Source organism: Pararhodospirillum photometricum DSM 122, assembly GCF_000284415.1.
GTDB lineage: Bacteria > Pseudomonadota > Alphaproteobacteria > Rhodospirillales > Rhodospirillaceae > Pararhodospirillum > Pararhodospirillum photometricum.
This window is the reverse complement of sequence record NC_017059.1, coordinates 1886531-1905115: the sequence shown is the minus strand read 5'-3', so window position 1 is coordinate 1905115 and position 18585 is coordinate 1886531. Positions and strand designations below refer to the sequence as shown.

Here is an 18585-nt window from a genome sequence, read left to right as displayed (position 1 = left end):
AGGAAGTGTCTCCAATTTTGCCCCATAAACAGGCGCCTTGCCTGAGGGGGTGCTGGAAAAAAGGCAAAAGGACTTCCACCCCATGACCGATCTCGATCGCATCGACCGGCGTATCTTGCGCGAGCTTCAGGCCGACGGCCGTTTGTCGATCGTCGAACTGGCGCGCCGCGTCAACCTGACCAAAACCCCCTGCGCCGAGCGGGTGCGCCGCCTGGAGCGTGAAGGCGTGATCGAGGGCTATCAGGCGCGTCTGGCCTCCGAGGTGCTCGGAGCCGGTCACATCGCCTTTGTTCAGGTTTCGCTGAAAAGTACCACGGAAGCGGAGCTGGAACGCTTCAACGCCGCCGTGCGGGCCCTGCCCGAGGTGCAGTCTTGCCACATGATCGCCGGTGGCTTTGACTACCTGCTCAAAGTTCGCACCCGCGATATCGGGCACTATCGCCATGTGCTCGGCGACAAGATCTCGAGTCTGCCTGCTGTCCTCCAGACTCATACCTTTGTGGTCATGGAAAACGTTAAGGACGAGACGACGGTTACGGTGCCCGATGGGGAGTAAAAGAAAAGGAAGGCTGGGGAGGCTCGCCTCCCCAGGTCCCTCGTCTCTTTAAGGAAGGGAGGGGTCTGGGGAGGCGAGCCTCCCCAGCCTTATTTTTTTATTCCTTCGGCTCGGCGCCGCGCCCGCCGTGGGACGACGACCAGCCCACAGGGTCGGAAAGGAAGGAGCGCACCCCGGCAATGCTCTCGGCGGGGAAGGCGCGGGTCTCCTCGGCGACCATCAAGACATCATGCCACGTGGCCAGCCAGTGCAAGGCGATGCCGCGATCGGCCAAGCTCTTCAGGGCGCCCGGGAACACCCCGTAGAAGAACAGCACAAAGGCATGATCGACACGGGCGCCGGCCTTGCGCAGGGCCTCGGCGAAGGCCAGCTTGGAGCCGCCATCGGTGGTTAGGTCCTCAACCAGCAGCACGCGCTGGCCTTCGGTCAGGGCGCCCTCGATCTGGGCCATGCGGCCAAAGCCCTTGGGCTTCTTGCGCACATAGGTCATGGGCAGGGCCATCTTGTCGGCCAGCCACGCGGCATAGGGGATGCCGGCCGTTTCACCGCCCGCCACGGCATCCAGGCTTTCGCAGCCCACCGCGCGTTCGATCTTGGCCGCCGCCAGTTCAGTGATGCGCCGACGCGCGCGCGGGAACCCGATGACGCGGCGGCAGTCGATGTACACGGGGCTGGCCCAGCCGGCGGTCAGCATATAGGGTTCCTGCGGGCGGAAGTTCACGGCACCGATTTCCAGCAAGATGCTGGCAACGGTGCGCGCGGCCTCGGCATCGGCAAGGGCGCGGGTATCCATGGAACGGCGGCCTTCTTCAGAGGGGAAAGGGTCACAAGGGACGGGGGAGGGGCGTCTTACCCTTCCGGCTGCGGTTATTTACCGGTAAAAGCGTCGTGTCACAAGACTTACCCCATCGCTCTCGCCGTCCCAGCCTGGAGTGTCCCCGCATGACCCCCGCCGATCTGGAAGCGTCCGCCCCGCCGATCCTCTGCGCCCTTGACGGTGCGGTGGCCACGGTCACCCTCAATCGGCCCGAGCGCTTGAATGCGCTTGACCTGCCCATGTGGTCGGCGCTGGGCGACGTGTTCTTGGATCTGGCCCACCAAGCCGCGCCGGCCGGCCCGGTGCGCGCTGTGGTGCTGCGCGGCGCCGGGGGCAAGGCCTTTGCTGCCGGAGCCGATATCGGCGAGTTTGACACCGTGCGCGCCACCCCGGCCCAGGCCCAGGCTTACGATGAGGTGATGCGCCGGGCCTTGAGCGCCGTCGCCGACTGTCCGGCCCCGGTGATTGCCGCCATTGAGGGGGCGTGTGTGGGCGGCGGGCTGGAACTGGCCTGCTTGTGCGACCTGCGCCTCGCCAATGCTTCGGCCCGCTTTGGCGTGCCCATCACTCGCATCGGCGTGGTCATGGCCTATCCCGAAATTCAGGGGATTTTGCGCTTGGCCGGCCCGGCCAACGTGTTGTCCTTGCTGCTGGAGGGGCGTATCGTCGCCGCCGAGGAAGCCTTGCGCCTGGGGCTGGTCAACCGGGTGGTGGCCGACGACACCTTTGCCGGTCATCTGGCCGAGACGATCAAGGCCGTGACCCAGGGCGCCCCCGGGGTCAATGCGTGGCACAAGGCTTTTGTGCGCCGGCTGGCCGATCCCCGGCCCCTCGACGCCGGCGAGATGGAGGAGTGCTACCGTTTCCTTGAGACCGAGGACTACCGGGAAGGGATTGCCGCCTTCAAGGCCAAGCGCAAGCCGGTCTTTACGGGACGCTGAGGTTTCGCCACAGGAGGTCAGGGTGACACGGGCTTCTCAGATCCGCTTCTGGTTGATCGGCATTGGGATCTTTGCCGTTCTGTTGTACCTGCTGCGCTCCGTGCTGGCTCCGTTTGTCGCGGGGATGGCCGTGGCCTATATCCTGGATCCCTTAGCCGACCGTTTGGAGGCTCTGGGATTGTCGCGGCTCTGGGCGACCTTGACCATTACTCTTGGGTTTATTTTTGTCCTGGTGCTGGCCCTGTTGTTTTTGCTGCCGTTGGTCCATGGCCAGATCGTGGCTTTTCTGACCAATGTTCCCAGTTATACGGCGGTGCTGGTGGACAAGGGCCAGGACCTCTTGAGTGTGCTGCGCGAGGCCCTGGGCGACGAGCGCATGGCCCGGGTTACCGAGGGCCTGGAATCGACCGCCGGCGAAGTCACCAAGTGGGTGGTTTCGGTGGTATCCAGGGTCATCACCCAAGGCGCGGCTCTGGTCAGCCTGCTCTCGGTCTTGTTCATTACCCCGGTCATCACCTTCTATATGCTGCGGGACTGGGACCGGATGGTCGCCTCCCTCAACGCCTGTCTGCCCTTGCCCTATGCCGACACCATCCGCACCCAGATGTGCTTGATCGACCGGACCATTGCCGGGTTCGTGCGAGGGCAGTCGGCGGTCTGTCTGTGTCTGGGCACCTTTTATGCCGTGGGCCTGACCCTGGCCGGCCTCGATCTGGGCTTGGTGGTCGGGTTGGCCTCGGGCTTACTGTCGTTCATCCCCTATGTCGGCACGCTGTTTGGGTTTTTCGCGTCACTGGGCTTGGCGTTGGCCCAGTTCGATGACTGGACCCGCATCGCGGTGGTGGTGGGGATCTTTTTGATGGGCCAGATGATCGAGGGCAATGTTCTGACCCCCAAGCTGGTCGGCGATCGCGTTGGCTTGCATCCGGTTTGGATTATTTTCGCCTTGCTGGCCGGCGCCGGCCTGTTTGGCTTTGTCGGCGTGCTGCTCGCCGTGCCGGTGGCGGCGGTAATCGGCGTTGTGGTGCGCTTCTTCCTGGCGCAGTATCTCGCCAGCCCGCTCTATAGCGGCGGGGACAAGGAGAGCGCATAATCCCCATGAGCGTGCCCGAACAGCTATCCCTCGATCTGCCCTGGCGTCCGGCCTTGGGGCGGGACGACTTCATGGTGGCGCCGTGCAACGTGGCCGCCGTCGCCCTGATCGACGCGTGGCCGGCGTGGCCCGGGCCCGTCGTGTGCCTGCATGGGCCGGTGGGCGCGGGGAAAACCCATTTGGCCCATGTCTTTGCCGCCCGCGCCCAGGCCCGCACCCTGCGCCGCGAGGAGCTGGCCGGGGCCGATCCCCTGGCTCCCTTTCCCCACCCCGGCGTGGCCCTGGTGCTGGAGGACGTGGACCAGCCCGGCCTGACCCGTGCCGTCGAAACCGACTTGTTTCACCTGATCAACGCGGCCCGCCAGACCCAGGCGAGCGTGCTGTTCACCGCCTCCCAGATGCCCTCGCGCTGGCCGGTTGGCCTGCCCGACTTGCGCTCGCGCCTCGCCGCCGTGCCCGAGGCCGGCTTGGGCGAGCCCGACGATGCGGTGTTGATGGCGGTGTTGCTCAAGCAGTTTGCCGATCGCGGGCTTGATGTGGGCCCGGGGGCGATCAGCTTTTTGCTGCCGCGTCTGGAGCGGCGCTTTGCCGCCATTCAGGATTTGGTGCGCCGCGCCGATGCCCTGGCGTTGCGCGAGGGTAAGGCCATTACCATTCCCTTGCTGCGCCGGGTGTTGGCCGAGTTGCAAGGCTGAGGCGCAAGACTGGGGAGGCGGGCCTCCCCAGGCCCTTCGGCTCGGTTAGGGCGCCTTTTCTTCGACGGGCGTCGGCTTGTCGGACGGGGGTTCGCGGTCGCCGACCAAGCGGTGGGCGATGGCCACGGCCAGGAGAGCGGCCAGGACCAGGGAGGTATTCCCAAAAACCGGACCAATCCCCCACCTTGACGTCGCCGGCCACCGCCTGGACCGGGCGCACGATCAACTGGCGCAGCAAGGTGATCATGGCCACTTCGAGAAACACCCGCAAATGGAAGCGGCCGGTGCGCACATATTCGATTTCGGCGGAAATCAGGGACGACAAGGTCCACACGATGAACAAGACCCCCAGGGCATGGAGAAAGCCCTGGGCGAGTTTGTCTTGCTGGTAGGCGAGCACGGCTTCATGGAAAAACTCCAACACGACCATGGCGCTGGCCAGCACCAAAGCGACGGCAAGAACGATATGGAGGAGGCCATTAAAGACCCAGAGGCCCCGAACCAGCCATCGTTCCAGGGCCGTGCCCAGGATGGACGCATTAAGGGGGACAGGCATGCGCGATGATCTCCCGATCAGGACCTTATTTACTGTCATGAGCCCTCGCTCTGGTCGCACACAGTCGCAAACACGGGGCGCGCGCGGCCGCTCCGAGGACGCAAAGGGTAAAGGGCGGATCGGGCAAGAAGCAAGAGGCGACTCAGGAAAGGAGGAGACTGGGGAGGCAGCCTCCCCAGCTTTGCAGCAAGGAGCCGGCCTTAAAGGCGCACGATCTTGCCCGGGTTGAGCACGTCATCGGGATCCAGGGCCTGCTTGAGGCGGCGCATCACCGCCAGGGCCTCGCCGTGCTCGTCTTCCAAGGAGGACATTTTGCCATGTCCAATACCGTGCTCGCCGGTACAGGTTCCCTCCATGGCCAGGGCGCGCGCCACAATGCGGCTGTTGAGGCGCTTGGCCTCGGCCATCTCGTCGGGATTGTCGGGATCGACCACGAACAGCACATGAAAGTTGCCGTCGCCCACGTGGCCGACCACCGTGGTCAGCACCGGGCTTTGGTCGAGGTCGGCCTGGGTTTCGACCAGGCAGTCGGCGAGGCGGGAGATGGGCACGCACACGTCGGAGCTGAAGCCCTTGGCGCCCGGGCGCAGGGCCAGGGCTGCGTAGTAGGCCGTGTGGCGGGCCGCCCACAGGCGATCGCGTTCCTCGGGGGTTGCTGTCCACTGGAAGTCGAGGCCACCATGGCCTTCGGCGCAGGCCTTGACCATCTCGACTTGCTCGTCCACATGGGCGGGAGAGCCGTGGAACTCGAAGAACAAGGTGGGGGTCACGGCGTGGTCGAGCTTGGAATAGCGGTTGACCGCCTCCATCTGTCGGGCATTCAGGAACTCGACTCGGGCGATCGGCACCCCGGCCTGGATGGTCTCGATCACCGTGTTGACCGCGTCGGCCACCGTGGGGAAGGGGCAGACCGCTGACATCACCTTTTCCGGGATGCCGTGCAGGCGCACCGTGACCTCGGTGATGATGCCCAGGGTCCCTTCCGAGCCGACATAAAGCCGGGTCAGATCATAGCCGGCCGCGGACTTGCGGGCCCGGCTGCCGGTGCGAATCACTTCGCCTTGGGGGGTGACCACGGTCAGGGCTACCACCGCCTCGCGCATAGTGCCGTAGCGCACCGCATTGGTGCCCGAGGCTCGGGTCGAGGCCATGCCGCCCAAGGTGGCGTCGGCGCCGGGGTCGATGGGGAAAAACAGGCCGGTGGCCCGCAGGTCGTTGTTGAGCTGCTTGCGCGTGACCCCGGCTTGCACCGTCGCATCCATGTCCTCGGCGCGCACGGCCAAGATGGCGTTCATGCCCGAGAGGTCCAGGCACACGCCGCCGCGCAACGCCGCCACGTGGCCTTCGAGAGAGGTCCCGGCGCCAAAGGGAATGATCGGCACGCGCCGTGTCGCGCAGGCCCGCACCACCGCCACCACCTCCTCGGTGGAGCGGACGAAGGCGACCGCGTCGGGGGGCGCGGGGGCGTGATAGCTCTCGTCGCGTCCATGCTGGTCGCGCACCGCCTCGTTGAGGGAGAGGCGCTCGCCCAGCAGGGCGCTCAACTCGCTCAGGAGGTCGGCAGGCAGGAGATCGGCGGGGAGTCCGGGGGAGGCAACAGACATGGGCACCACCTTCAGGAAAGAGAGCGAAACGCGCGATCGGGGGTTAGGCGTCGGGCAGGGGGCTTTCCAGATCAACGATCAGCGGGTCGTGGTCGCAGGCCCGCAAGAAGGTTACCAGATCGGCCCCCGCCACGGTGGTGGTGGCCGTGTTGATCAAGGGGTGAAAATTCACCTGGGGCTGGGCCACCATCCAGGCGTCGAGCACCACTGTGACCGCATTGGTGGTGTCGTTGATCACGCCGAACGGAGTGACCGAACCCGGAATGACCCCCAGCAGTTGGTCGAGCAACTCGGCCCGGCCAAAGGACAAGCGGCCCGAGCCGATGCGCCGGGGCAGGGTTTTGAGGTCCACCGCCCGGTCGTGGGGGCACGACACCAGCCAGACCTTTCCCTTGGCATCCTTGAGGAAGAGGTTTTTGCAATGCACGCCGGGAATGCGGGCATAAAGGGACTCGCTGGCGGCGACGGTAAACACGGCCTCGTGGGTCGTGGTGGTCGCGGCCAGCCCCAGCTCGGCCAAACGGGCCAACAGGGCGTCGGGCAGGACGGGCGCCATGCGTCGAAAGCTCCGGTTTTATCAGTCAAAAGAGGGTCGCCCGGCCGATCTCCCAACAAAAAAAGACCCCGGACATCGTATTGAATGTCCGGGGTAAGGCGAAATAATGGCACAGGCGTGATCAAGCCAAGCGACGAAACCTCCCACGCGGGGCAGGTTTCCATGGCCGAGATCGGTTGTACAAGCCTCTTGGGCTTGATCTCATTGAGGATTCGCAACGCACCCGACTAAGAGCCCGTCTCCCCCAGGAAAAGAGGGTCTGGGGAGGCTCGTCTCCCCAGTTTTGCCGTCTCATTGCACCGTCGTGGGCGCCGCCGCTACCAAGGGCAAATCGGCGATCAGGCCGCTGGTGCCCAAAACTCGACGTTGGGTCACGTCCTCTAGGGAGACGCTGCTCAGGTACAGATAAATCTGGTTGGCCAGTTCTTCCCAAAGATCATGGGTGAGGCAGCGGCCCTTGTTGTTATGGCAGCCGGCGGGCGAGCCCGGGGAGCAGCGGGTGGTCTGGATGGGTTCGTCCACGGCCAGGATAATGTCGGAGATGCGCATGTCGTGGGGGTCGCGTGACAGCAAGTAGCCACCGCCGGGACCCCGCACGCTCTTGACCAGACCGCCTTTGCGCAGGCGACCAAAGAGTTGTTCCAAATAGGATAGGGAAATTTCCTGGCGCTCGGCGATGTCGGCGAGTGCCACCGGCTTTCCCGCCGAGTGGGCGGCCAAATCCGCCATGGCCATGACCGCGTAGCGACCCTTCGTGCTCAGCCTCATCGCGCGTGTTTCCTCTTTAGCCTTTGCGCCCGGCAACGTCCCGGGGGACCGTGACCGGGGCGAGGGGGGCTTGTTCTGTTTTTCTTGTCGGAACCGGAACAATCTCGGCACCCAAGCGCTCGTTTTCCGGCAGCCCGCGGATTTCCAGGGCCACCAAGCGTGCGTTGAGGCGCCGCACTTCGTCCATCAGGCTGGCTAAGGTGCCCGCCACGGGATCCGGTATCCCTTCCGGCGTACCGTAACTACAAAAGGCGTCGCGTTCCGCCGGCCGGGCGCGCCCGGCCAGACGGGCGGGGATGCCCACCATGGTCGCCCCGGCCGGCACGTCGCTCAAAACAACGGCATTGGCGCCGATGCGCGCTCCATCGCCGACCGTGTGCGGGCCAAGAACATGAGCGCCGGCGCCGATGATCACGCCATGTCCCACGGTAGGGTGGCGCTTGCCGGGCAGCAAGGAGGTGCCGCCCAGGGTCACGCCTTGATACAAGGTGACGTCATCGCCGATTTCGGCCGTTTCGCCGATGACAACGCCGGTCCCGTGGTCAATAAACAGACGTCGGCCCAGGCGGGCGCCTGGGTGAATCTCGACCCCGGTGAAGACCTTGGCCACATGGCTCAGAAAACGCGCGAAGGTTCGCCAACCGCGCGCCCAAAGCGGGTGGGACAGGCGGTGGACCAAGACCGCGTGGAGACCAGGATAACACAGCAACACCTCCCAAACGGAATGCGCCGCTGGATCCCGGTGCATGATCGTGTCCACATCTTCCTTCAATCGCTTGAAAACCATCGGCCATCTCGTGATAGTAACGCCCGCTTCCCCCCGAAGCCTGCCCCCGCCCCCAGGGCGCAGGCATGCCGGGAAGAGCGGCTTTGGTGTCAGACTATAGTGTGTCCGAGAAAATCGGTCAAGAATAGCCGGACGCCCTGTCGGGCCATGGCCCGCCACCTTTCGTCGGGCTTCGGCCCGCCAAGTCCCAGTGTGCCACTCCGGGTTTCGCCCCCGGGGGCGGCGGCACTCCGGGAGTCGGACCTGCGGTCCGGCTCTCCCTTGCCGGCCCGCTCAACGAATGGAATCGGAAAAAGCGCCACGATGCCGGAAATCATTTTCAACGGTCCCGAAGGTCGCCTGGAAGGGCGGTATACCCATTCCTCCCAGCCCAATGCCCCCATTGCCTTGATCTTGCATCCCCACCCCAAGCAAGGCGGCACCATGAACAACAAGGTGGTGTACACCTTGTATCACACGTTTGCGAAGCGCGGTTTCTCGGTCATGCGTTTCAATTTCCGGGGGGTCGGGCGCTCCCAGGGGACGTTCGACAACGGCCAGGGCGAGCTTTCCGACGCGGCCAGCGCCCTCGACTGGATGCAGGCCCTCAACGCCAATTCCCAGGAATGCTGGGTGGCCGGCTTTTCCTTTGGCGCCTGGATCGCCATGCAGCTTCTCATGCGCCGCCCCGAGATTTCAGGCTTTATCTCGGTGGCGCCTCCGGCTGGCAGCCATGATTTCACCTTTTTGGCGCCGTGCCCGTCATCGGGCATGATCGTGCACGGGGACAAGGACACCTTGGTCCCAGAGCCCGCAGTGGCCAAGTTGGCTCACAAGCTCTCGCAGCAGAAGAATATTTCGGTAGAGTACACCATCATTCCCGGTGCCAACCACTTTTTCGCCGAGCATCTGCCGGTTCTGTCCCAGGAAGTGGACGGGTATCTGGCGCGCTCCCAGGGGCGCTTGGGGGCGTCGTCGGGAGACTAAAGGGGGCAAGTCTTGGGAAAAGCTGGGGAGGTGGGCCTCCCCAGACCCTCATGCCATCGGGGGGGCGTGAGGGGCGCCGCCGCAGACCGGGTGCGGGACACCGGTGGTCGTGGGCCACGACAAGGGCAGGCGCCGATGAGCGCGCACCGCCAAAAAGGCAAAGGCCTGGGCCTCCAGGGCGTCGCCGTTCCAGCCCTCGGACTCGACCGGCCGCACCGGACAGCCAAGCGCCTCGGCCAGTCCGGCCATCAGCACCGGGTTATGCCGGCCGCCCCCACACACCAGCCAGAGCGCCGGAGGCCTGGGCATCCAGGAGAGGGCCTGCGCCACGGCCGCCACCGTGAAGGCCGCAAGGGTGGCCGCGCCATCCGCATCGCAAAGGCGTGCGACGGCCTGCGCTGAAAAGGCATTGCGATCGAGCGATTTGGGCGGCGGGCGGGTGAAATGGGCGTGCTGGAGCAAGGCCGCCAGGGCTTCTTGATCCACCCGGCCTTGCGCCGCCAGCCGGCCCCCGTCATCGTGGGGCAGGCCCTGGCGGGTGCGCATCCAGTCATCGAGCAGGGCGTTGCCGGGGCCCGTGTCGAAAGCCAACGGCGGTTCCGAACGATCGTCGGAAAGCCAAGTGACATTCCCGACGCCGCCTAGGTTCAAGACCGCGAGCGGCCTGGGGAGGTCGCAGGCCAGAGCGGCGTGCCACGCCGGGGCCAGCGGCGCGCCTTCCCCCCCCGCCGCCACGTCGGCCGAGCGAAAATCGTTGATTACCGCGGTATTGGTCAGGGCGGCCAAACGGGCGCCATCGCCAATCTGAACCGTGATCCCCTGGTCCGGGGCATGAAACAGGGTTTGGCCATGAAAGCCGATCAGCGCTGGGCGCGGGCGGGTCAGGGCCAGCAAGCGGTGGACTGCCTCGGCGTGGGCGTCGGTCAGCAAGCGCTCGACCTCGGCCACGGCGCCTTGGCGTTCGCCGGGTCGGGTGCCCAGCAAGTCCCGCAAGCGTTCTCGCAAGGCGGGCTCGTAGGGCACGGTGAGGGCCGGGCCGATGTCCAAGGCGCGCTCGCCATCGCTCAGGATCATCGCCACGTCGATGCCATCCAGGCTGGTTCCGCTCATCAGGCCCAGGGCCCATACCGCGTCGCTCATGGCCGCGTCCTTCACAGGCATTGTTTGTCGCAAGGCCGCTAATGTGCTAGGCAGGTCCGCTGTTTTGCAAGCGTTCCTCGTCCCCCAACCGGATATGGTGTCATGACCGCCCTGACTTCCGATTTCCTTGCCGTCGTGCGCGAGCGCGGCTTCATCCACCAGTGCACCGACCTGGAGGCCCTGGACACCCTGATGGCGAAGGAGTCGGTTTCAGCGTATATCGGCTTCGATTGCACCGCCGACAGCCTCCATGTGGGCGGCTTGTTGCAGATCATGATGCTGCGCTGGCTGCAAAAGACCGGGCACCGTCCCATCGTGTTGATGGGCGGCGGGACCACGCGCATCGGGGATCCCTCGTTTCGCGACGAAGCCCGGCCGCTGCTGACCGACGAGCAGATTGCGCTCAACATGGCGGGCATCCGCAAGGTGTTCGACCGCTTCCTGACCTTCGGCGACAGCGGCACCGATGCCTTGATGGTTAACAACGCCGAGTGGCTCGACCAGTTGGCCTACATCGACTTCCTGCGCGACTGTGGCCGGCATTTCTCGGTCAACCGCATGCTGACTATGGAATCGGTGCGCCTGCGTCTTGACCGCGAACAGCCCCTGTCCTTCCTGGAATTCAACTACATGATCCTCCAGGCCTATGACTTTGCGGAGCTGTATAAGCGATTGGGTCTGCGCTTGCAGATGGGCGGCTCGGACCAGTGGGGCAACATTGTAAGCGGCGTGGACCTGGGCCGCCGGGTGGCCGGAGCCGAGTTGTATGGTCTGACCAGCCCGCTCATCACCACCGCCTCGGGCGCCAAGATGGGCAAGACCGCCCAGGGCGCGGTCTGGCTCAATGCCGAGCGTTTGTCGCCCTACGATTACTGGCAGTTCTGGCGCAACACCGAGGACGCCGATGTCGGCCGCTTCCTGCGCCTGTTTACCGAACTCTCCCTCGACGAGATCGCCCGTCTGGAAGCCCTGGGCGGCAGCGAGATCAACGAGGCCAAAAAGATCCTGGCCCATCATGCCACCGCCCTGGCCCACGGCGAGGACGCGGCCCAGGCCGCCGCCGAGACCGCCCGCAAGGTTTTTGAGGAAGGGGGTGCCGGCGGCGATCTGCCGACCATGACCGTGAGCCCCGCCGCTCTCGAGGCCGGGGTGGCCCTGGTCGAGATGATGCGCGTCACCGGCCTTGCCTCCAGTGGGAAAGAGGTCAAGCGCCTGATCGCCGAGGGCGGTGTGCGCGTCAATGACCAGCCGGTCGCCGACGCCGGCCGGGTTCTGACCCCGGCCGATCTGGTCGCGGGCGCCGTCAAGGTTTCGGCCGGCAAAAAGCGCCACGCTCTGGTGCGGGTCGAGGCGTCGTAAGGGGGGCGGGGGCGCTGGTCTCGGGTAACGCGGGGCTGCCGCCCCGGACCCCGCCTGGAGGCTGACGCCTCCAGACCTCCGCTTTCTTTTATTAATTGCCCCCCCTCCTCCCCCCTTTTTGAAAAGCACGCTTTTCAAAAAGGGGGGAGGAGGGGGGCATGAACAGAAGAAAAAGGGGGGCTGGGGCATCGCCCCAGGCGGGGCTCGGGGCGGCAGCCCCGTATCACCGAGACGAGCGCCCCCGCCTTTTGCACGGGAGGTCTTGCCCATGGCTTTGGAAATATTTTTGCTTTTTGCTTTGACCAGTGCCATTACCTCGCTGATTCCCGGGCCCAACATGCTTTATGCCATGAGTCTTGGCTTGCGGTTCGGTCCGCGTCGGGCCATGGCGGGGGGCGCCGGGTTGGCGCTGGCTCTGGGCCTGATGGCGTTGGTTTCGGCCTTGGGGCTGGGTGCCTTGGTCAGTACCTCGGTTGTGGCGTTCGAGGTGTTGAAGTGGCTGGGGGTGGCCTATCTGGTGTGGCTTGGGGTGAGCGCGTGGCGCGCGCCTGTGGGCGAGGGGATGCAAGATCGCCATCGTCATGACGATGGCCGGCCGGGGGCGCTGTTCGTGCGGGGGATGTTCGTCACGTTTAGCAATCCCAAGGCGTTGGTGTTCTTGACCGCGTTGTTTCCCCAGTTTCTGGATCCCGGCCGTCCCCTGGCGCCGCAGTTGACCGCCTTGGTGCTGGTGATGATGGTTTTGGAGTTTGCCTCCATCATGCTCTACGCGGTGGGCGGGGGGKTGCTGGCCAGCCGGCTCGCCAATGCGGGCACTGCCCGGTTGGTTAATCGGGTGACGGGGGGGTTATTGATTGGGGCGGGAGGGGTGTTGGCCTTGGCCCGGCGGGTTTAATAGAAAGGAAGGCTGGGGAGGGGGGCCTCCCCAGACCCCTCGTCACTTAGGGGGTTAGGCCGCTGGCGTGCAGGATGAAGGCGATGACGGGGGGCAGGCCGTCACCGTTTTTGAGGTTGGTGAAGACAAAGGGGCGGGTGCCGCGCATGCGCCGGGCGTCGCGGTCCATGACGTCCAGGCTGGCCCCTACCAAAGGCGCTAGGTCGGTTTTGTTGATGACCAGTAGGTCGGAGCGGGTGATGCCCGGGCCGCCCTTGCGCGGGATCTTGTCGCCGGCCGCCACGTCGATCACGTAGATGGTGATGTCGGCCAGTTCGGGGCTGAAGGTCGCTGACAGGTTATCGCCACCCGATTCAATCAAGATCAAGTCGAGGCCGGGGTGGCGTTCCGACATGTCGGCGACGGCGGCCAGATTGATCGAGGCGTCCTCGCGGATCGCCGTATGCGGGCAGCCGCCGGTTTCCACCCCCACAATGCGGTCGGGACTGAGCGCGCCGGAGCGGGTCAGAAACTCGGCGTCCTCGCGGGTGTAGATGTCATTGGTAATGGCGGCGATGTTGTAGTCGGTGCGCAGGGCTTTGCACAGCCGGTCCATCAGGGCCGTCTTGCCCGAGCCCACCGGCCCGCCGATGCCCACGCGAAAAGGCGACGTCATGATCGGAACAACCTCGTGTATTGGGTTTCATGGGTCATGCTGGTCCAGTCCACCATGGGGGCGGCGCTGCCCAGGTCCTCGGGCGGCAAGGCGCGCGCGGCCGCCGCCCAGGAGGGGATGCGGGCGTTGAGGGCCGCTGTGATGCGCTGACCATCGGTCTGGCCCAAGGGCACCAGCCGCACCGCTGCCGAGACCAGGGCGGCGCCCAGGGCGGCCAGGAACAAGATCAAGGCGGTTTCCTCATCCACCCCGGCCTGGGCGCTGGCGGCGCCCACCGCCACCGCGTGGGAGGGCGCCTCCTCCGGGTCGGCAGCCCAGGCGACACAGGCCGGGTCCACCGCCCGCAGCGTGGCAACGAAGGCCCGCCCCTGCGCCGAGGCCTCCAGGGCCATCTCGGCGCTGCCCCGCTGGGCGCGAGCCTGGGCGAGGACCGGCCCCAGATCCGCCCCACCGACACAGGCCCGGTGCGCCGCCAAGAACAAGCCGGCATCGACCCAGCCGGCCCCGTGGCGCAGGATGTGGCCAATCCACGCCTCGGTGTCGGCCCGCCCGGTGAGCAAGCCAGCCTCTACCGCCTGCTCGATGCCGTGGGAGTAGCTGAAGCTCCCGACCGGGAACGCCGGGGACAGCCATGTGACCAGCCGCAGGAGAGCCTGCGGGTTAGTCATGGGCATGGGCGTGTGAAGGGGTCGGCCCGGCATAGGCGCCGCTTTCCGGCTGGAACGGCGCCTGCACCCGGTTCACCGGAGCGCCCAGCCCCGCCAGCATCTCGACCAGCACGTGGTCCCAGGGCAAGCGTAGCCGTCCCCCTTCCAGGACCTGCACGGCCATATGGCGATTGCCGATATGCCAAGCGATGCGCGCCAGCATCTCGGGGGTGGGACAGTAAACCTCGGCGACGTCTTCGGCGGCGGCGATTACCCGGATATAGCCGCCACCGTCGAGGGCGAGACCGTCGCCGTCTTGCAACTGCGCGGCATGGGGCAGGTCGAGGAGGAAATCGTGGCCCGCGTCATCGTCGAGCCGCAGGCGGCGGCGGTGGCGCTCGGCGTAGGGGAGGGTCAAGGTGGCCGTCGCTTCGGCCAGCGGCCATCCGCCGGCTGGATGAACATGATGAGCCCGGCGCATTGTTTGGTCCTTTCATCGTTAAGGGAAGGCCGGGGAGGCTCGCCTCCCCAGCCTTCCTTTTTCGTCAAACAAAAAATACCTCTGCGCCAAGGGCAACTCCCGCGCCGGCTCACACGTCAACAACACCCCATCGGCACGCACCTCATAAGTCTCAGGATCGACCTCGATCACCGGACAGGCATCGTTGTGCACCATCGCCGCCTTGGTCAGACCCCGGGTGCCCTGCACCGCCAGCAACGGCCGGCGCAAGCCCAAGGAGGTGGCAAGGTCGGCCTCCAGCCCAGCCTGACTGACAAAGGTCACGCACGAGGCCTCACGGGCTCGGCCAAAGGCGCCGAACATCGGGCGGGAGTGGACAGGCTGAGGCGTGGGGATCGAGGCGTTGGGATCCCCCATGGCGGCCATGGCGATCGACCCGCTCTTAAGCACCATGTCGGGCTTGACCGCGAAAAAGGCCGGCTTCCACAGCACCAGATCGGCGAGCTTGCCGACCTCGACCGAGCCAACATGGCGGGCGATGCCATGGGTCACGGCCGGGTTAATGGTGTACTTGGCGATGTAGCGCTTGGCGCGCGCATTGTCGTTGTCGCCTTCACCGGGCAGGCGGCCGCGCTGGGTCTTCATCTTGTGGGCGGTCTGCCACGTGCGCAAAATCACTTCGCCGATGCGGCCCATGGCCTGACTGTCGGAGGACATCATGCTCATGGCGCCGAGGTCGTGAAGGATGTCCTCGGCGGCGATGGTCTCGCGGCGGATCCGGCTTTCGGCGAAGGCCACATCCTCGGGAATGCGCGGATCGAGGTGGTGGCAGACCATGAGCATGTCCAGATGCTCATCCAGCGTGTTGACCGTAAAAGGCCGGGTCGGGTTGGTCGAGGACGGCAACACGTTGGCGACGCCGCACAGACGGATGATGTCGGGGGCATGGCCGCCGCCCGCGCCCTCGGTGTGGAAGGCGTGGATGGTGCGGCCCTTGAAGGCGGCCACGGTGTCTTCGCAAAAGCCGGACTCGTTCAGGGTATCGGTGTGGATCGCCACCTGAATGTCGAAGCGCTCGGCCACGTCCAAGCAGGTGTCGATGGCGGCCGGGGTGGTGCCCCAGTCCTCATGCAGCTTGAGGCCACAAGCGCCGGCCCGGATCATCTCTTCCAGGGCGTGGGGCCGGGCGGCGTTGCCCTTGCCGAAAAACCCGAGATTAATCGGCAGGCCCTCGGCGGCTTGCAGCATGCGCCCCAGGTGCCAGGGACCGGGGGTGCAGGTGGTGGCGTTGGTGCCCTCGGCCGGGCCGGTGCCACCGCCGAGCAAGGTGGTGACGCCAGAGGACAGGGCCTCTTCGATCTGCTGCGGGCAGATGAAGTGAATGTGGCTGTCGATGCCGCCGGCCGTCAAAATCCGTCCCTCGCCGGCAATCACCTCGGTGCCGGGGCCAATCACCAGGGTCACGTCGGGCTGGATGTCGGGGTTGCCGGCCTTGCCGATCCCGGCGATACGGCCATCGCGCAGGCCGACATCGGCCTTGACGATGCCCCAGTGGTCGAGGATTAGGGCATTGGTGATGACCGTATCGAGGGCCCCTTCGGCGCGGGAGCGTTGCGACTGGCCCATGCCGTCACGGATCACCTTGCCGCCGCCGAACTTCACTTCCTCGCCGTAGGTGGTGAAGTCCCGCTCCACCTCAATGATCAGATCGGTGTCGGCCAAGCGCACCTTGTCGCCGGTGGTGGGGCCGAACATGGCGGCGTAGGCTTTGCGCTCGAGAAAATGCGCCATGGATCAGTTCTCCAGCCGACCGTTGACCAGGGCATTGAAGCCCCACACCGTGCGCTCTCCTGCGTAGGCCACCAGCGTGACGCTACGGCTTTGCCCGGGCTCGAAGCGGATCGCCGTGCCGGCCGGAATGTCGAGCCGGTAGCCCCGGGCGGCGGCGCGGTCGAAGGAGAGGGCGGTGTTGGTTTCGGCAAAATGGTAGTGGCTGCCCACCTGGATGGGCCGGTCGCCGGTGTTGGCGACGGTGAGGGTCAGGGTGGGACGGCCGGCGTTCATTTCCAGCCGTCCCTCGGCGGTCAGGATTTCTCCGGGGATCATGGCGGCGTGCCCTAGCGGATGGGGTGATGGACGGTGACCAGTTTGGTGCCGTCGGGGAAGGTGGCCTCGACCTGAATGTCGTGGATCATTTCGGCGATGCCCTCCATGACCTGATCGCGGGTCAGGACCTCGGCGCCGGCCTGCATGAGATCGGCGACCGAGCGGCCATCGCGGGCTCCCTCGACCACCGCCTCGGTGATCAGGGCCACCGCCTCGGGGTAGTTGAGCTTGACGCCGCGCTCCAGCCGCCGCCGGGCGACCAGGGCCGCCATGGCCACCAGCAACTTGTCTTTTTCCCTGGGACTCAGGTTCATGTCCGCTCTCCGTCAGATATCCCACAGGCGAGGCAGGCACGCGGCCAGCCCGTGGAGCCTGTGGCGCAGGTCGGCCCAGAGCCGGCCAAAACTGGCGCGCAGGCGGGCGGCATCGTCGTCAAGCCAGCGCGCAACCAACAAGGAATTGACCACGGTGGCCCCGGCCCGACCGCCATACCCGGCGAGACTGGCGCGGGCCCAGGCCAGGGCCTCGCCGGGGTCGGGGGCCACCAGCACCAGGGTCGCCGCCGCCACCGCGCCGTTGAAGCCGGCCGGATGGAGGAGCACCGCCGGGTCATCCACGTGCAGGGCCTCGGTCCACACCAGCCGACCATCGCGCCGGACCTCCCAGGCGTCGCGCACCAAGCCTTGGGTAAAGCGCTCGCCGCGCGCGGTACGGCCAAAAATCAGGATCTCGCCGGCCAGGGCCGAGGCGCCGGCCTCGACATCAAGAACGGTCTGGCGGCGCAGGCGGGCCCCGTCGAACACGATGGTTTCCTGGGGCAAAAACTCCAGCCAGCCGCCTTCGCGCACCGCCAAGTCCACGCTGACGCGGACATCGGCCCCGGTCGAGCGGTAGATCTTTTCGGCGGCGCTGGCGACGATCTGGGCGGCGCCCTCCGTCACCGTGGCCCGCAGATCCAGGCGATCGCCCCCAGTGAGACCGCCCGACGTCGTGACCAGCGCGGCTAGCGGCGGCTCGCCGGTCGGGGGGTCGGGAAAGAGAACCCGCAAGGGCGCTTGCTGCGCTAAATGCGTGAGACCCCGGGGGCCAAAGCCCAGAGCGGCCCGGCCGTGCATGCGGGGTAAAGAGAAGGCTGGGGAGGCTTGCCTCCCCAGACCCCTCGTTCCGTGGGAGGGAAACTGATTTCACGACACCCGCGTCTCTGTCCTAAAGGAATGAGGGGTCTGGGGAGGCAAGCCTCCCCAGCCTTACTTTTTTATCCGGCCTCTAAACGGTCAGATACGGCCGCACTTGGTCCTCCACCATGGCGGCGGCGGCCCCGGCCAGGACCACCTCGCCCCGGTCCATCACCGCGAAATGGTCGGCCAGGTCCCGAGCGAAGTCAAAGTATTGCTCGACCAACACCACCGTTAGCGGCCCCCACTCGGTGAGCTGACCCTCGGCCAGCAGGCGGATGACTCGACCGATGTCCTTGATGATCGAGGGCTGGATGCCTTCGGTTGGTTCATCAAGGATCAGGAGGCGCGGGCGGGTCACCAAGGCGCGGGCGATGGCCAACTGTTGCTGTTGGCCGCCCGAGAGATCGCCGCCCCGACGCCCGAGCATGGTCTTGAGTACCGGAAAGAGGGTGAAGATCTCCTCGGGAATGGTGCGCTTGGCCCTGGGCAGGGGAGCAAAGCCGGTCTCCAGGTTTTCGCGCACGCTGAGACGGGTGAAGATCTCGCGACCCTGAGGCACGAAGCCCAGGCCGCGCCGCGCCCGCTCGTAAGGCGAAAGGCGGGTGATGTCCTCGCCCTCCCACACGATCGCGCCATCGCGTACCGTCTGAAGGCCGAGGATGGCCCGCATCAGGCTGGTCTTGCCGACCCCGTTGCGTCCCAAGACGCAGGTGACGCCAGCGGGAGGCGCGCTCAACGAGACGCCGCGCAGGGCTTGGCTCGCGCCGTAGAACAGGGTGATGTCCTTGATCTCGAGCATGGCGGGT

General features: G+C 66.1%; 22 protein-coding genes. 7 read left to right on the top strand and 15 right to left on the bottom strand.

The annotated features are described in order from the left end of the window. Nucleotides 1-82 precede the first annotated feature (82 nt). Nucleotides 83-556: an Lrp/AsnC ligand binding domain-containing protein gene (locus RSPPHO_RS08455; protein WP_041794781.1), complete on the top strand. Its 474-nt coding sequence runs from the start codon at nucleotides 83-85 to the stop codon at nucleotides 554-556. A 97-nt stretch (nucleotides 557-653) separates the two neighbouring features. On the opposite strand, the gene RSPPHO_RS08450 is transcribed toward RSPPHO_RS08455, so the two are convergent. Next, complete coding sequence (locus tag RSPPHO_RS08450) at nucleotides 654-1349, bottom strand: orotate phosphoribosyltransferase (protein ID WP_014414847.1); 696 nt, start codon at nucleotides 1347-1349, stop codon at nucleotides 654-656. Nucleotides 1350-1498: 149 nt separating this feature from the next. On the opposite strand from RSPPHO_RS08450, the gene RSPPHO_RS08445 reads away from it, so the two are divergent. From RSPPHO_RS08445 to RSPPHO_RS21515, 3 genes are read left to right on the top strand one after another with little or no spacing between them, the layout of a single operon-like run. Continuing rightward, nucleotides 1499-2314 (top strand): enoyl-CoA hydratase-related protein, encoded by an 816-nt coding sequence (locus tag RSPPHO_RS08445; RefSeq protein ID WP_051013766.1) that lies wholly within the window; start codon nucleotides 1499-1501, stop codon nucleotides 2312-2314. A gap of 22 nt (nucleotides 2315-2336) precedes the next feature. Beyond that, nucleotides 2337-3407: an AI-2E family transporter gene (locus tag RSPPHO_RS08440; protein WP_041794780.1), complete on the top strand. Its 1071-nt coding sequence runs from the start codon at nucleotides 2337-2339 to the stop codon at nucleotides 3405-3407. A 5-nt stretch (nucleotides 3408-3412) separates the two neighbouring features. Beyond that, a complete protein-coding gene (locus RSPPHO_RS21515; RefSeq protein ID WP_014414844.1) occupies nucleotides 3413-4102 on the top strand; it encodes an HdaA/DnaA family protein in 690 nt (229 codons plus the stop codon). Here RSPPHO_RS21515 and RSPPHO_RS08430 read toward each other — a convergent pair. The 5 genes from RSPPHO_RS08430 to cysE form a co-directional block, all read right to left on the bottom strand. Further along, nucleotides 4056-4658 carry a phosphate-starvation-inducible PsiE family protein gene (locus RSPPHO_RS08430; RefSeq protein ID WP_041794779.1) on the bottom strand — a complete coding sequence of 201 codons (603 nt, stop codon included), beginning with the start codon at nucleotides 4656-4658 and terminating at the stop codon, nucleotides 4056-4058. The two genes, RSPPHO_RS21515 and RSPPHO_RS08430, sit on opposite strands and share 47 nt — an antisense overlap. A gap of 200 nt (nucleotides 4659-4858) precedes the next feature. Continuing rightward, nucleotides 4859-6262, bottom strand: coding sequence for an FAD-linked oxidase C-terminal domain-containing protein (locus tag RSPPHO_RS08425; RefSeq protein WP_041794778.1), 1404 nt, complete (start codon nucleotides 6260-6262; stop codon nucleotides 4859-4861). 43 nt (nucleotides 6263-6305) lie between these two features. After that, complete coding sequence (locus RSPPHO_RS08420; protein ID WP_014414842.1) at nucleotides 6306-6818, bottom strand: prolyl-tRNA synthetase associated domain-containing protein; 513 nt, start codon at nucleotides 6816-6818, stop codon at nucleotides 6306-6308. 291 nt (nucleotides 6819-7109) lie between these two features. Continuing rightward, a complete protein-coding gene (locus RSPPHO_RS08415; RefSeq protein WP_041794777.1) occupies nucleotides 7110-7586 on the bottom strand; it encodes an Rrf2 family transcriptional regulator in 477 nt (158 codons plus the stop codon). A gap of 16 nt (nucleotides 7587-7602) precedes the next feature. Further along, nucleotides 7603-8373: a serine O-acetyltransferase gene (gene cysE / locus RSPPHO_RS08410; protein WP_081581692.1), complete on the bottom strand. Its 771-nt coding sequence runs from the start codon at nucleotides 8371-8373 to the stop codon at nucleotides 7603-7605. Nucleotides 8374-8676: 303 nt separating this feature from the next. Between cysE and RSPPHO_RS08405 the strand changes: the two genes are divergently transcribed. Further along, nucleotides 8677-9339 (top strand): alpha/beta hydrolase, encoded by a 663-nt coding sequence (locus tag RSPPHO_RS08405; protein WP_041794776.1) that lies wholly within the window; start codon nucleotides 8677-8679, stop codon nucleotides 9337-9339. A 48-nt stretch (nucleotides 9340-9387) separates the two neighbouring features. On the opposite strand, the gene RSPPHO_RS08400 is transcribed toward RSPPHO_RS08405, so the two are convergent. After that, nucleotides 9388-10479 (bottom strand): anhydro-N-acetylmuramic acid kinase, encoded by a 1092-nt coding sequence (locus RSPPHO_RS08400; RefSeq protein WP_041794775.1) that lies wholly within the window; start codon nucleotides 10477-10479, stop codon nucleotides 9388-9390. 102 nt (nucleotides 10480-10581) lie between these two features. Here RSPPHO_RS08400 and tyrS point away from each other — a divergent pair, with 102 nt between their 5' ends. Both tyrS and RSPPHO_RS08390 read left to right on the top strand, forming a co-directional pair. Then, nucleotides 10582-11838, top strand: a complete 1257-nt coding sequence (gene tyrS / locus RSPPHO_RS08395; RefSeq protein WP_014414837.1) for a tyrosine--tRNA ligase — start codon at nucleotides 10582-10584, stop codon at nucleotides 11836-11838. A gap of 268 nt (nucleotides 11839-12106) precedes the next feature. Continuing rightward, complete coding sequence (locus tag RSPPHO_RS08390) at nucleotides 12107-12733, top strand: LysE family translocator (RefSeq protein ID WP_041794774.1); 627 nt, start codon at nucleotides 12107-12109, stop codon at nucleotides 12731-12733. A 46-nt stretch (nucleotides 12734-12779) separates the two neighbouring features. On the opposite strand, the gene ureG is transcribed toward RSPPHO_RS08390, so the two are convergent. The 8 genes from ureG to urtE form a co-directional block, all read right to left on the bottom strand. Next, nucleotides 12780-13388, bottom strand: coding sequence for an urease accessory protein UreG (gene ureG / locus RSPPHO_RS08385; protein ID WP_014414835.1), 609 nt, complete (start codon nucleotides 13386-13388; stop codon nucleotides 12780-12782). After that, nucleotides 13385-14056, bottom strand: a complete 672-nt coding sequence (locus RSPPHO_RS08380; RefSeq protein WP_041794773.1) for an urease accessory protein UreF — start codon at nucleotides 14054-14056, stop codon at nucleotides 13385-13387. The genes ureG and RSPPHO_RS08380 overlap by 4 nt, the downstream gene beginning before the upstream one ends. Beyond that, nucleotides 14049-14516, bottom strand: a complete 468-nt coding sequence (locus RSPPHO_RS08375; RefSeq protein WP_014414833.1) for an urease accessory protein UreE — start codon at nucleotides 14514-14516, stop codon at nucleotides 14049-14051. The genes RSPPHO_RS08380 and RSPPHO_RS08375 overlap by 8 nt, the downstream gene beginning before the upstream one ends. Nucleotides 14517-14534: 18 nt before the next feature. Beyond that, nucleotides 14535-16286, bottom strand: a complete 1752-nt coding sequence (gene ureC / locus RSPPHO_RS08370; protein ID WP_014414832.1) for an urease subunit alpha — start codon at nucleotides 16284-16286, stop codon at nucleotides 14535-14537. A 3-nt stretch (nucleotides 16287-16289) separates the two neighbouring features. Further along, nucleotides 16290-16601, bottom strand: coding sequence for an urease subunit beta (locus RSPPHO_RS08365; protein ID WP_014414831.1), 312 nt, complete (start codon nucleotides 16599-16601; stop codon nucleotides 16290-16292). An 11-nt stretch (nucleotides 16602-16612) separates the two neighbouring features. Beyond that, on the bottom strand, nucleotides 16613-16915 hold the full coding sequence (locus RSPPHO_RS08360) for an urease subunit gamma (RefSeq protein WP_014414830.1): 303 nt from the start codon (nucleotides 16913-16915) through the stop codon (nucleotides 16613-16615). Nucleotides 16916-16927: 12 nt separating this feature from the next. After that, nucleotides 16928-17650, bottom strand: coding sequence for an urease accessory protein UreD (locus RSPPHO_RS08355; RefSeq protein ID WP_242390612.1), 723 nt, complete (start codon nucleotides 17648-17650; stop codon nucleotides 16928-16930). 217 nt (nucleotides 17651-17867) lie between these two features. Next, a complete protein-coding gene (urtE, locus tag RSPPHO_RS08350; protein WP_014414828.1) occupies nucleotides 17868-18578 on the bottom strand; it encodes an urea ABC transporter ATP-binding subunit UrtE in 711 nt (236 codons plus the stop codon). Nucleotides 18579-18585 lie beyond the last annotated feature (7 nt).